The organism is Catenulispora sp. EB89, assembly GCF_041261445.1.
GTDB lineage: Bacteria > Actinomycetota > Actinomycetes > Streptomycetales > Catenulisporaceae > Catenulispora.
In genome coordinates, this window is record NZ_JBGCCU010000004.1 from 198,513 (window position 1) to 210,936 (window position 12,424).

The window sequence follows — 12,424 nt, forward strand, 5'->3', positions numbered from 1 at the left end:
GTGCCGAAGCACGGCGCCATTCGCATGCAACCCCTCGCGCACCCGAACGCATCAGGTGACTGTCCGAGTAACACACCGACCGAGGGGGAGGCCTATGGCGACGCCCGACCGCGACGCCGAATTCACCGAGTACGCCAGCGCCCGGCAGGCCTGGCTGCGCCGGGTCGCCTATCTGTTGTGCGGGGACTGGCACCGCGCCGACGACCTGGTGCAGAGCACGATCACCAAGCTCTACGCGCACTGGCACCGGGCCCGGCGGGCCGACAACGTCGACGGCTACGCCCGCCGCACGCTGGTCAACACCTTCCTGGCCGAGCAGCGCTCCGGCTGGGCCAAGTGGACGGTCCTGCACCGCTTCGGGGGCGGGCACGCCGCCGATCCGGAGCCGGACCCGGCCGCGCTCGGTGACCTGGAGCTGGGCCTGGACCTGAAGACGGCACTGGCGAAGCTGCCCCCGCGGCAGCGCGCCACGGTGGTCCTGCGCTTCTACTGCGACCTGTCGGTCGAACAGACCGCCCAGCTCATGAGCTGCTCGACCGGCACCGTCAAGAGCCAGTCCACCCGCGGCCTGGCGACGCTGCGCAACCTTCTCGACCCGAATCTGATCCCCGCGATGGAGGGAATGCTGTGAATCAGGATTTGAAGACCTCGCTCGTAGAACTGGCGGACGCCGAGTACGCCGACGCGCCGCCCAGCACCATCGACATCGGCCGCGCCCGCGCCGACGGCCGGCGCCGGATGATCACGGCCCGGGTGGCACCGGCGGCCGGCGGCCTGGCGGTGGTCGCGGCGTGCGCGCTGGTGGCGAACGGGCTCGGCGGGACGTCGCCGGCGGAGCGGCCCGAGCCCGCGCCCGCGCTGGCCGGAGACCTCACCGGTACCGACCCGCTCACCGAGGTCGCCTCCTTCGGATACCTGCCGGACGGCTACCAGGTGGCGACGCACGAATACGACTACAGCTCCGGCTCCACCACGGTCACTTTGGAGACCAAGCCACAGGTGCCCAGCTCCAAGCCCAGCTACCTGAACCCGTCGCGACTGGAGCTGACCCCGTCCGCCACCGAGCCCAGGCCACTGACTTCGGAGACGAAGACAGATGTGAAGGTCAAGGGGAGCGCGAAGGCGTACATCCTGCACAACAACGACGGCGGAACCACGGGGACTTATCCGGACCGCCTGGTGTGGCAGACGGCATCCGGGTCCTGGTTCACGCTCGCCGCGTACGACCAGCCCCACGGCACCCAGTTGCGGGAGACGCTGATCGAAATCGCCGATTCGGTGGCCGTCAAGAACTTCTCCCTGCCCATGCCGATCCACGTCGAGGGCATGCCGACGCGCGGCACGCTCGTCGACGCCAGGCTGGATGACCCGCTCGTGGTCGGACAGGATCCGTCCGCGGTCGGGACGACGCTGTCCTACACCGACGGCAAGCACATCGACATCAGCTTCAGCATCATCGTCATCCCCGTCGGCTGGACGGACCCCCAGAGCACGGTGCCCCTGAGCGCGTACCCGAAGCTGCCGAACGACGGCACGAACGCCTGCAAGGACTCCGAGGGCCTGCAGATCTGCGTTCTGGACAGCCATGGCGGCATCAGCGGCGTGGACCCGCTGGACTCCGTCGGCGGCGCCAAGGGACTGCTCGACCGGATCACCTCGCTCGGCAAGAACCCCTCGAACTGGACGACTCAGGTCCTGAACTGAGACACCACCAAGGAATGTCGGGTTAAGGGATCACCCTGTGAGAAAGCCCACCTAGAACACGAGTATCAGAGCCTTAACGCTTCGCCCCGGCGCTATGCGACCGCGCCGGGGCGAGGCGCGTGCCAGTCCCGCCAGACGGCGACCAGCCGGATGGCCGCGGTGATCGCCACCGACGCCGCGGCGGCCAGATAGCCCTGGACCACGAACCCGTGCCGCTCCACCAAGCCGAACAGCAGTCCCCCGACGAACGCCGGCACCGCGTACAGCTCCCGCTGCAGCACCATCGGGACCTCGTTGACCAGCACGTCGCGCACCACCCCGCCGCCGGTCGCGGTGACCGTGCCGAGCAGCGCCGCCTGGAAGACCGGCAGATGGTAATCCAATGCTTTGAGAGTTCCGGAGACCGCGAACAGACCAAGGGTCAGGGCATCGGCGATCACTGCGACGCGGTCAAAGCGGACCGCCCTTCCGCGCACTTCCTCTATCGCCGATTTCAGTTTCGAATCACTCATTCGGCGGCTGGTCACCAGGAGCACTGTCGCGGTCGCTGCGAGTGCCACGGCGAAATAGCGCCAGTCCTGGATCGCGGCCACCGGGGTGGCCCCGATCAGGGCGTCGCGGATCATCCCTCCTCCGAGTGACGACGCCACCGCGATGACGAGGATGCCGACCAGATCAAGGCCCTTGCGCAGACCCGCGAAAGCCCCCGCCACCGCCGCGGCGAAGACACCTAAGAGATCCAGAAGAACTGGAAGATGAGGATTGGCGACCATGATGTCTGGGAATGTACCCGGTTCAAGGCGGGAGGGGTGGCCCCGCGGGGGGTCACAGAACTGACATCCCACAACTGGACGGCGTACGACAAATGACCGACAACCCTTGCTGTCCGGGCGACCTCATCCGTTTCCCGTACCCGATCGGCGTGTCGATGCAGTACGGTCTAGCTGGCAGCACTCGTCGAAGGGAGGTCCGCTCGTGACTGAGCTCCGCGTCATGGCCGTCACCAGCGACGGTCAGCGACTTGTGCTGCGCTCTAACGACGGCCAGGAATTCCATCTGACCATCGACGAGCGGTTGCGGGCCGCCGTGCGCGGCGATCGGGCCCGGCTGGGCCAGATCGAGATAGAGGCAGAAGGGCAGCTGCGCCCCCGGGACATCCAGTCCCGCATCCGCGCGGGCGCCACCGCGCAGGAGGTCGCAGACGCCTGCGGCATCTCCGTCGAGCGCATCCGCCGCTTCGAGGGCCCGATCCTGGCCGAACGCGCCTTCATGGCGGAAAAGGCTCAGAACACGCAGGTGCGCCGGCAGGGCGAGAACCACGGGCAGAAGCTCGGGGAGATCGTCTTCGAGCGGCTGACCAAGCGCGGGGCCGAGGACCCGACCGCGGTGCGCTGGGACTCCTGGCGCCGCGAGGACGGCACCTGGACCGTGCAGGCCGTCTACAAGATCTCCGGTGAGACGTACGAGGCGCTGTGGGCCTTCGACCCGCCGCGCCGGCTGGTGACCCCCGAGGACGACGAGGCGCGCCTGCTGTCCTCGGACGCCGCCGCGATCGCCGCCGCCGAACCGATGTTCCCCTTCGTCGCGGCCTCCGTGCTCTCCGGCGGAACCGTGGTGCCGGGCCCCGCGCCGGCCGCCAACGGCTCCTCGGCCGGCGGCTCGCTGGTGCACCTGGAGGCCCGCCGGCGCCCGGCCGAGACCTTCTCCTCCAACGGCTCGAACGGCTCCGGCGGCGCGCTGGAGCGGGAGCGCGAACGGGACCGTGAGCGCGAGCGCACGGCCGCGGAGCGGACCGCCTCGGTGGAACGGCACCCGTCGTCGATGCCGGCTTCGGCGTCGGCCTCGGCCGCGTCGTCCGCCGCGGTGTCGGCCTCGGCCGCCGCCAACGGCACCGCGGGCGTGCCCTCCCAGGCCGCGGGCCCCGACGAGGACTTCGACTTCCTGGACGCCGGCGACTCCCGCGCCCCGATCGCCGCGGTGGCCGGGCAGTCGGCCGGATCGGCCTTCGACGACGCGATCTTCGGCCCGCGCACCACCTCCCCGCACCGGGAGCGGATGGTCGGGACCACCGACCGCCAGGCCGAGGCCGACGGCGTACGGCCGGGGCGGCGGGCCACGGTGCCGTCGTGGGACGAGATCGTGTTCGGCTCGCGGCGCGGCAAGCAGAAGGGCCGCGACTGATCTTCCGTCTTTCCTTCAGTGGCCCGGTCTCGTCCATCGAGACCGGGCCACTTTCCGGTCTTTGGCTTTTGGCCGCGATACCGGCGGTGTGATCGACTTTCCATCATGGAAGTGACACGCGAGGACGGACTGTTCATCAGCGACGACCCGGCCCTGGTCGACGCCGACAAGGTCTACGGCTGGATCGCCGAAGAATCGTGGTGGGGCGCCGGACGCCCGCGCGACGCCGTCGAACGCTCGCTGGAGGGCTCGCACGTCTACGGCGTCTACGCCGATCGGGAGACCATGGTCGGGGTGGCCCGGGTGATCACCGACCACGCCACCTTCGCGTACTTCTGCGACGTCTACGTCGACGAGTCCTACCGCGGCAAGGGCGTCGGCCCGTGGCTGTCGCGGGAGATCGTGGCGGACCTGAAGGCGATCGGGATCAACCGGTTCCTGCTGGCGACGAAGGACAAGCACTCGACGTACGCCAAGGCCGGGTTCTACCCGGTGACCCGGCCGCAGTCGTGGATGGAGATCGACGAGCGCGCGACGAAGCCGGGGCCGGTGGACTAGAACCGGACCGACCGGAAACGGACCGACCGGCTCCGGTCCGATCAGAACCATGTGACGCAGTGCGGCGGGACGGCGGTCTTGAACAGCCGGTCGGCGAGCGCCAGGCCGCCGGCCTTCTCCTCGGTGATCTCCCCGACCCGGGCCAGCGCCGTAGCGGCGTGGTGGCCGAAGTACAACGCGCCGAGGGTCTGCACCGGCAGCGTCACGTCAGGGTTCTCAGTGCTGCGCTTCACGGTCGCGCCGGCCGGACCGCCTTCGAGCGCGTACACGCCCTCGGCGTAGCCGGCCGGGTCGGTGACGGCCAGGACCAGGCGGCCCTCGGTCTCGTAGGCGCGCGCCTCCAGCGCCGCCGCGACGTCGAGCACGCGGGCCCACAGGACGTCGTGGCGCGATGTCTCGCGCGCGAACCTGGGGTTGGCCATCAGGTGCCGCCAGCTGTCGTCGGCCGGGAAGGTCTCGACGTCGAACGTGGTGATCCAGTCCTGTTCCCACAGGAACTGGAGCAGGCGGACGCGGGCCGTGGAGTCCTCGGCCAGCATTTCCGCCTCGGCGCGGTCGTTGGCGACGAAGCCGTTCCAGTCGCCTTCCTTGACCGAGTAGGTCACGCCGCCGCGAACCGTCCCGGACTCGTCCCGGTAGAGCGCGAAGAGCTTTTCCTTGTCAGTCGGCTTGCCGTCGTGGGTCAGCAGGCCGGCGTCGCGCTCCCAGAGGCGGTTGCGGTACTCGATCGCGCCGGGCGTGGTGGCGCGGAGGCGGTCGTAGGCGGCCGGCAGTTCCTCGACCCACTCCTGGGCCGAGGCGTAGTCCACGGTGCCCGGCAGCGGCCTGGAGACGGCGCAGCGCTTGCTGTCGAAGCGGTAGGAGGTCTCGTCGGTGGCGTGGCCGTAGCCGAAGCGGCCGTAGATCGGCCATTCCGCCGGAATCAGGATCGACAGCGGCTCGCCGGCGTCCGCGGACTGCCGCAGGGCGGTGGCGATCATCGCGGACAGGATGCCCCGGCGGCGGTGCGTCTGCGCGACGCTGACCGACGTGACCGCGGCGGCCGGGACCGCGGCGCCGCCCGGGACCGAGACGGTGTTGCGGAAGTTCGCGAACGTGCCGACCACGCGGTCGCCGTCGTAGGCGCCGATGACCCGGCCGGCGGCGATCTCGTCGGCGAAGATCTGCCGGCGGTACGCGCCGCGGCCCCGCTGGGCCGGGCGGCTGAAGGTGACGTCGACCGCGTCGCTGAAGTCGTCGCTGTACTCGACGATCTTGATGTCGAAGGGCATGGGTGCAGGGTATGCACCTGGTGTGGGACCCGCCACCGATTAAGCGGCGGCGGCTCGGAGCGTGTGCGGCTCAGGCCAGCAGCGCGCTGCCGAAGTGGTCGGAGGCGTCCTTCACCCCGGGCAGCACGAAGAAGTAGCCGCCGCCGACCGGCGAGATGTAGTCCACCAGCGGCTCGTCGATGAGCTTGGTCTGCACGAACTCGAACTGCCGCTGGATGTCCTGCTGGTAGGCGACGAAGGCCAGGCCCATGTCCAGGTCGCCGACGTTGTCGAAGCCCCGGTCGTAGTTGTAGCCGCGGCGCAGGACGCGGTTGCGGTCGGTCTCCGCGGTGCGCGGGTTGGCCAGCCTGATGTGCGCGTCCAGCGGGATGTTGGCGCCCTTGGGGTCCTTCGCGTACTGCGGGATGTCGGTCTGCGCGCCCCCGTCGAGCGGGGCACCGGTGTCCCGGCGGCGGCCGATCATCTTCTCCTGCTCCAGCAGCGAGACCCGGTCCCAGAACTCGACGAGCATCCGGATCCGCCGCACCACCTGGTAGCTGCCGCCGGCGGTCCACGCCGGCTCCGGCGCGCCGGGCTGCACCCAGACGAGGTAGTCGAACTCGTGCTCGGTGGCGGGGTTGGCGATGCCGTCGTGGAACCCGAGCAGGTTGCGCTGCGCACCGGTGGGGCGCGGATCGTTGGCCCAGCCGTCGATGCGGTACTTGAGCTGCATGCCGGCCCGGGTGTGCTTGGCGATGTCGCGGATCGCGTGCACGACGGTGTCCTGGCTGTCGGCGCAGATCTGCAGCGACAGGTCCCCGTGGCACTCGGCGGGGTTGAGGTTGTCGTTCGGGAACGTCTTCATCGGCGTGAGGCGCACGGGCTTCTTGTCGGCGAGGCCGAAGCGCGCGTCGAAGAGCGAGGCGCCGACGCCGAGGGTGAAGGTGAGGCCGTCGGCGGGGACCGTGGGACCGAGGATGCCGTTGTCCGACGGCGGGGCGCCGACCCCGAGGTCGGGCGGCGTGCCGCCGGAGGTGAGGAAGCGCGCCCGGTCGGTGAGCGTCTGGAACAGAGTGGCGAGCTCGGCCTTGTCGGCGGCGATGACGTCGAACACGGCGAGGGTCATGTGCTTCTGCGCCGGCGTGGTGACGCCCTGCTGGTGCGCGCCGTGGAAGGGCAGGGTCCGGCCGGAGCCACCGGAGGCGGACGAGGCGACCGGGGCGGTGTCGGCGGCGGCCTTGTTCATCGCGAAGCCGGTGGCACCGACGACCGCGGCGCCGGCCACGCCCGCCGCCGCGCCCTTGAGCATGGCTCGGCGGGCGAAGGCGGTGTGGTCGAAGGGACAGGTGGCGGGCTGGGCGGCGGCCTCACTCACAGCGACCGAAGTCGCCTCGCCGGCGGTCGGCGCGGCAGGCACGGCGGCGCCGGCGGCAGGCTGCGAGTCGGCGGCACTCGCGGCAGCCGGCGGCGCGTCAGCGTCAGGCACCTGGTTCTCGTTCTCGTTCTCGTTCTGCTCGGTCATCTCAAAGCGCTTTCATCAACGAAGTCGGCAGGCGGCGGGTCTGGAGGCTCCGCTCACGTCGCCTTCCGGATCTCCAGCAGGTCCGGCACCACCGACAGCTGCTCCAGCAGCTCGCCCAGGGTGCCGTTCAGCTTCTGGCGGGCGGCCGGGTCCAGCTGGTCCACCGGGGTCCAGGTGCCGTCCGGCTTCTTCGCGGCGTTCACGGTCGCGCCGAAGCGGTCGAGCCAGGCGTCGATCTGCGTCAGACCCTGGGGGTCGCGGGCCTGGACCAGGGGCCTGATCACGGTCAGGACTTCGCGGGTGCCGGTCAGGTTGGCGTCGGCGGTGGCCAGGGTCGTGCCGGAGCCGTAGTCGGCGTCGCCGGTGAGCTGGAACTGGAGGGTGTTCTCGAGGATCTCGTGCGCCCGCAGCGGGAGGTCGGCGGGGTCGAAGTCCTGCTTGGGCCAGTCGCCGATGAGGCCGTGGACGTCGCTGTCGAGCTGGTCGGCGATCGGGGCCAGGTTCGCGGCGGCCTCGCCGTGCCAGAGTCCGTACTCCAGGCGGTGGAAGCCGGTGAAGTCCTTGTCCCGCACCTTGTCGGGCAGGCCGTCGGCGCGGCCGTCGATCTTCTTGTCCCAGTCCTGGAACGTGCCGTACGCGGCGCCGAGGCGGTTGTACGCCAGGTGCGCGGTCAGCCAGTCCTGCTTCGCCTTGGCCAAGTCGCCGGAGTCCACGTCCTGCTTCAGCGTGTCCGTGTAGCCGGCCAGCTCGTTCAGGTGCTGCGTCACGTAGGCGCGGTACTGGTCCAGCGGAGCTTCCAGGTCCTTCTCGCTGATCGGCACGACCGCGGTGGTGGAGCTGCCCGAGCCGGTGGCGTGCCTGGCTTCGGAGGTGACCGCGTCCTTGCCGTTCGGCACGCAGCGCCAGGCGTACGTGCCGCTGCCTATGGTCGCCGTCATGGGCCGCGTGGTGCCCGGGGCCAGGCCCTCGATCTCGCCGTAGACCGCGTTGCTCGACGGGTCCAGCAGGTAGACCTCGGCGGCCACGTCGCCGGTGTTCTTCATCTGGAACGTGTGCTCGCCGGTGGTCAGCCCGTCGAAGCCCTTCCCGCAGGACGCGGCCGAGACCTCGATGGTCTGCGCGCCCTTGCTGCCCGAGCCGGGGCCGACCGCGACGATCACCGCGACCGCGGCCACCGCCGGGACCGCGACGACCGCGACGCCCAGCGCCCAGCGCGGAGCCGGCTTGCGGGAGGGAGCAGGGGCGGGAGTGGGAGTGGGAGCCGAGGCGGCCGGGGTGGCAGCCGGTTCAGCGGTTTCAGGGTGCTGAACCGACGCGACCGCCTCGGCGGTCTTGGGAGTGGGGCGGACGACAGCGACAGCCGGCCGCAGGTAGAAGAACATCACCGGCGCCAGGTAAGCCACATACCCGACCACCGCCAGCCACGTCATCTTCGGCGTCAGGTTCAGCGTCCCGGCGACCAGCTGCGCGTACCAGGCGTTCGGGTCCAGGTGCGCGGTCAGGTCCCAGGCGTACGCCGTGAACCCGCCGACCGCGCCGCTCTCCTGCAGGTCCGTCAGCCCGTAGGCGAGCACCCCGGCCGCGATGACCACCAGCACGAACCCGGTGATCTTGAAGAACCGTGCGAGGTTCAACTTCAGCGCCCGGTGGTACAGCCCCCAGCACAGCAGCGCCGCGACCGCGATGCCGGCGACCGCCCCGATCGCCGGGCCGCTCTTCTCGTGCGCGGTCTGGGCCGTGGTCCACAGGAACAGCGCGGTCTCCAGCCCCTCGCGCGCCACCGCGGCGAACGCCGTGAAGACCAGCATCCCGGCGCTGGCGCCGAGCGCGGCGGCCAGCTTCGCCTTCAGGTCCCCGGACATCGAGGCGCTGGCCCGGCGCATCCAGAACACCATCGTGGTGACGAACGCGACCGCCAGCAGCGCCATCGCGCCGCCGAACACGTCCTGCGCCTTGGGCGGCAGGTGCGCCGAGGTGAAGGTGAGCACCGCGGCGAAGGACAGGCTCAGCGCGGCGGCGGCGCCCACGCCCAGCCACACCGAGCCGGCCCGGTCCTTGCGGCCGGCCTTCGCCAGCGACGCGAGCAGGATGGAGACGACCAGGCCGGCTTCCAACCCTTCTCGGAGTCCGATCAAGAAACTCGGGAAGGCATCCGACAGCACCGCGCCCCGCCCCTTCTGGTCCGCATCGCTAAGTTAGGCATGCCTCAGTGAAGTAAGGCATGCCTAAGTTAGCAGCGGACCGCCGGGGCGGGTCAACACCGCCGGGGCCATGAGCTGGTGAGCTGTGTCTCACCCGGGGTGGATCGGGCGCTCGGGACGGCCCCGGGATGTCTCAGTGTTCTCCGGTGGCCACCGGCCGTGACGGATCGGACGCCCATCCGCTCCATGAGCCCTCGTACAACGCCACGCCCTCCGGGTCGATCCCGGCCACGGCCATCGCCAGAATCTCGTGCGTCGCCGTGACCCCCGAGCCGCAGTAGACCGCGACCCGGCCCGCGTGCCCGGGCTCGACGCCCAGCCCGGCGAACCGCTCGGCCAGCTCCTCGGCCGACCGGAACCGGCCGTCCGTCCCCAGGTTCTCGGTGGTCGGCGCCGACACCGCGCCGGGGACGTGCCCGGCGGCCGGGTCGACCGGCTCGGTCTCGCCGCGGTAGCGCGCGCCGGCGCGGGCGTCGAGCAGCGTGCCGTCGGCGGCGACCGCGGCCGCGCCGTCGTGGTCCAGGACCGCGAACACGTCCCGCACCGCCGCCTCGAAGTCGCCCTCGGCGGCCCGGGTCGCCGGCTCGCCCTCCTCGACCGTGCGGCCGGCCGCCTGCCAGGCCGCGAAGCCGCCGTCCAGGACCCGCACGTCGGGATGGCCGTGGTGGCGCAGCAGCCACCAGGCGCGGGCGGCCTGCGTGCCGTCGCCGTCGTCGTACACGACCACCGGCAGGTCGGCGCGGACGCCGGCCTGCCGCATCGCGGCGGCGAAGCGCTCGCGGTCCGGCAGCGGGTGCCGGCCCCGGGCGCCGACCGGCGAGTCCGGGTGCTCGGCCAGGTCCTGGTCGAGGCTGACGTAATGCGCCCCGGGGATGTGGCCCCTCAGATACACCCCGAGCCCGTACTCACTCGGCTCGCCGAGCTTCCAGCGGATGTCGAGCAGGATCGGGGCGGTGCCGCAGGACAGGTCGGCGGCGAGCTGCTCGACGCTGGTCAGTGGCGAGGTACCGCTGAGCGGCGAGGTTCCGGGTTCGCGCATGAGCGCCATCCTGGCACCGATCCCGGCGTGGATCTACCGGTGATCTACAGTTCCGGCGCGCCGTTCGGACCGAACACCAGCAGCGGGATCTCCTGCTCGGCGGCCGACAGCGAACCGTGCATGCCCAGCAGCCGGGACTCCAGCTTCTCGCGGCGGGTGGCGACCACGGCCCAGTCGTCGAGCAGCGCGGCGACCACGTCGCCGATGCGCGGCACGAGCCGGTCGTCCACGGACTCCGGCGGCCCGAACCAGCCCTCGTAGATCGCCTCCTGGCGGGAGCGGACGACGGCCACGTCCTCCAGCGCCTCGCGCCAGATCTGCAGCACGTCGCGCGCCGCGCCGGGCTTGGCGTAGACGTGCCGGGCCCGGCCCTCGCCGCCCAGCAGCCGGACGCCGACCTGCAGCTCGGGGTCCTCGTCCACGTCGACGCGGCGGTCGGCGGGGACGTCGACCATGCCGTGGTCGGCGGTGACGTAGAGCGTGGTGCCGGCCGGCAGCCGGTCGACGAGCTCGTGGACCGTGGCGTCGACCACCGCCAGCTGCTGCCGCCAGCTCTCGGAGTCGACGCCGTTGAGGTGCCCGGCGGCGTCGAGGTCGGCGTAGTAGAGGTAGACCAGCGCGCGGGCGTCGCGGTCGGCGGCGTCCTGCAGCGTGTGCAGCGCGCCGGCCACCCGGTTGGGCAGCGACTCGGCGCCGGTGAAGGATCCGCCGCGCAGCACCGAGCGGGTCAGGCCGGAGTCCTGGAACCGGGCCGCGGTGACCTGCGTGACCTCGATGCCCTCGCGCTCGGCGTGTTCGAACACCGTCTCGTGCGGCTGCCACTCGACCGGGTCCACCGGGAAGTCCCAGCGCAGCAGGTTGATCATCCGCGAGGTGCCGGGGACCAGGACCCGGTAGCCGAGCATGCCGCTGGCGCCGGAGGGCAGCCCGGTGCCCAGCGAGCCGATGCTGGCCGCGGTGGTGGAGGGGAAGCCGGCGGTCAGCGCGCGGCTGGCGCGCAGGGCCTTGGCCATGTAGGGCGCGATGTCGGGGTTGCGCTCGATGAGCCGGGCGCCCATGCCGTCCACCAGGAAGACGCAGGCGCGGCGGGTCGGGGCCAGGCCGAGCGGGTTCGGCTCGCCGGACACGCCGAGCGCGGCCAGGACCGCCGGGAGCAGGTCGGACAGGGCGCCGCGGCCGTAGGCGGGCAGGACGAGGTCGGTCCGGTCGGGGCCGGACGCTCCGGGGTGGCTCACGCTGCGGCGGGTGCTCAGCGCGCGGTCCGGGGGCCGGCCCCGGCGCCGGCGCCGGCCTCGGTCACCACGGTGGTCAGCGCGCGGGCGAAGGACAGCGTCTCGGCGACGGCGTCGGCGCCGTCGGCCTCGGCGGAGACCCGGATCATCACGTCGTCGGCGGTGGCGGTGCCGGTGTAGCCGTGGTCGGCGTCGCAGTGCGGGTCGCCGCAGTTGGCCGGCTCCAGGTCCAGCCGGCTCACCACGCCCCAGCCGATGGTGAGGACCACCTCGCGCGGCGGGGTGCCGGGCTTGTGGTTGGCCGGGTCCTCCACGACCCGGCTGACCACGACCGAGGAGATCCGGTGCAGCGGCACGGTCTCGGTGGAGGTGGTGGCGTAGGCCTTGGCCCCGGTCGCCGACTCCGGGGAGCCGGGCGGCACCGGCGCCATCGGGTCGTCGGAGCCGTACTCGTCGGTGTGCCCGGCGATCAGCCGGGTCGGGGTCACGGCCAGCACGGTGACGTGCCGGCGCACCTCGTCGGCGTCGAAGGTGGTCTCCTGGTGCACGAGGTGGCCGAGCACCTTCTCGGAGCCGACCGCGTCCTCGACCGCCTCGGCCACCAGGGCTGGGTAGTAGCCGCTGCGCTCGATGGCGGCGAGCAGTGACGAGGAGGAGGGCTGCGAGTTGGGCATGAGTCCATCCTGACACCTGTGGGCCCGGTTGCGGGCCCCACACCCCACGGAAGCGTGACGGAG

Annotated in this window: 11 protein-coding genes; 4 read left to right on the forward strand and 7 right to left on the reverse strand. The window is 71.6% G+C overall.

What is annotated here, in order from left to right:
- The first annotated feature begins 94 nt into the window (after positions 1-94).
- Both ABH920_RS10530 and ABH920_RS10535 read left to right on the forward strand, forming a co-directional pair.
- Positions 95-631, forward strand: coding sequence for a SigE family RNA polymerase sigma factor (locus tag ABH920_RS10530; RefSeq protein ID WP_370348716.1), 537 nt, complete (start codon positions 95-97; stop codon positions 629-631).
- A complete protein-coding gene (locus tag ABH920_RS10535) occupies positions 628-1,704 on the forward strand; it encodes a hypothetical protein (RefSeq protein WP_370348717.1) in 1,077 nt (358 codons plus the stop codon). The genes ABH920_RS10530 and ABH920_RS10535 overlap by 4 nt, the downstream gene beginning before the upstream one ends.
- A 92-nt stretch (positions 1,705-1,796) precedes the next feature.
- Here ABH920_RS10535 and ABH920_RS10540 read toward each other — a convergent pair whose 3' ends face one another.
- A complete protein-coding gene (locus ABH920_RS10540; RefSeq protein ID WP_370348718.1) occupies positions 1,797-2,477 on the reverse strand; it encodes a trimeric intracellular cation channel family protein in 681 nt (226 codons plus the stop codon).
- 202 nt (positions 2,478-2,679) lie between these two features.
- On the opposite strand from ABH920_RS10540, the gene sepH reads away from it, so the two are divergent.
- Together sepH and ABH920_RS10550 are read left to right on the forward strand one after the other, a co-directional pair.
- Positions 2,680-3,885 (forward strand): septation protein SepH, encoded by a 1,206-nt coding sequence (gene sepH / locus ABH920_RS10545; RefSeq protein ID WP_370348719.1) that lies wholly within the window; start codon positions 2,680-2,682, stop codon positions 3,883-3,885.
- Between the two features lie 105 nt (positions 3,886-3,990).
- The gene (locus ABH920_RS10550) at positions 3,991-4,443 is read left to right on the forward strand and encodes a GNAT family N-acetyltransferase (protein ID WP_370348720.1); all 453 of its coding nucleotides are present in this window, start codon (positions 3,991-3,993) and stop codon (positions 4,441-4,443) included.
- Positions 4,444-4,484: 41 nt separating this feature from the next.
- On the opposite strand, the gene ABH920_RS10555 is transcribed toward ABH920_RS10550, so the two are convergent.
- The 6 genes from ABH920_RS10555 to ABH920_RS10580 form a co-directional block, all read right to left on the reverse strand.
- Entirely contained in the window at positions 4,485-5,714 is a 1,230-nt protein-coding gene (locus ABH920_RS10555) for a GNAT family N-acetyltransferase (RefSeq protein ID WP_370348721.1), read from the reverse strand.
- Between the two features lie 70 nt (positions 5,715-5,784).
- The gene (gene efeB / locus ABH920_RS10560) at positions 5,785-7,215 is read right to left on the reverse strand and encodes an iron uptake transporter deferrochelatase/peroxidase subunit (protein WP_370348722.1); all 1,431 of its coding nucleotides are present in this window, start codon (positions 7,213-7,215) and stop codon (positions 5,785-5,787) included.
- Positions 7,216-7,268: 53 nt separating this feature from the next.
- Positions 7,269-9,377 carry an iron uptake transporter permease EfeU gene (efeU, locus tag ABH920_RS10565; protein WP_370348723.1) on the reverse strand — a complete coding sequence of 703 codons (2,109 nt, stop codon included), beginning with the start codon at positions 9,375-9,377 and terminating at the stop codon, positions 7,269-7,271.
- A gap of 172 nt (positions 9,378-9,549) precedes the next feature.
- The gene (locus tag ABH920_RS10570) at positions 9,550-10,455 is read right to left on the reverse strand and encodes a sulfurtransferase (RefSeq protein WP_370348724.1); all 906 of its coding nucleotides are present in this window, start codon (positions 10,453-10,455) and stop codon (positions 9,550-9,552) included.
- A gap of 44 nt (positions 10,456-10,499) precedes the next feature.
- Positions 10,500-11,690 (reverse strand): alkaline phosphatase family protein, encoded by a 1,191-nt coding sequence (locus tag ABH920_RS10575; RefSeq protein WP_370348725.1) that lies wholly within the window; start codon positions 11,688-11,690, stop codon positions 10,500-10,502.
- Between the two features lie 14 nt (positions 11,691-11,704).
- Positions 11,705-12,361 (reverse strand): DUF5998 family protein, encoded by a 657-nt coding sequence (locus ABH920_RS10580; protein ID WP_370348726.1) that lies wholly within the window; start codon positions 12,359-12,361, stop codon positions 11,705-11,707.
- Positions 12,362-12,424: the final 63 nt, after the last annotated feature.

Bases quoted from the DNA above. Each gene is read 5' to 3' on its own strand.
- ABH920_RS10530 (WP_370348716.1), top strand. From the start codon at position 95: ATGGCGACGCCCGACCGCGACGCCGAATTCACCGAGTACGCCAGCGCC.
- ABH920_RS10555 (WP_370348721.1), bottom strand. From the start codon at position 5,714: ATGCCCTTCGACATCAAGATCGTCGAGTACAGCGACGACTTCAGCGAC.
- efeB (WP_370348722.1), bottom strand. From the start codon at position 7,215: ATGACCGAGCAGAACGAGAACGAGAACGAGAACCAGGTGCCTGACGCT.
- ABH920_RS10550 (WP_370348720.1), top strand. From the start codon at position 3,991: ATGGAAGTGACACGCGAGGACGGACTGTTCATCAGCGACGACCCGGCC.
- ABH920_RS10540 (WP_370348718.1), bottom strand. From the start codon at position 2,477: ATGGTCGCCAATCCTCATCTTCCAGTTCTTCTGGATCTCTTAGGTGTC.
- ABH920_RS10570 (WP_370348724.1), bottom strand. From the start codon at position 10,455: ATGCGCGAACCCGGAACCTCGCCGCTCAGCGGTACCTCGCCACTGACC.
- ABH920_RS10580 (WP_370348726.1), bottom strand. From the start codon at position 12,361: ATGCCCAACTCGCAGCCCTCCTCCTCGTCACTGCTCGCCGCCATCGAG.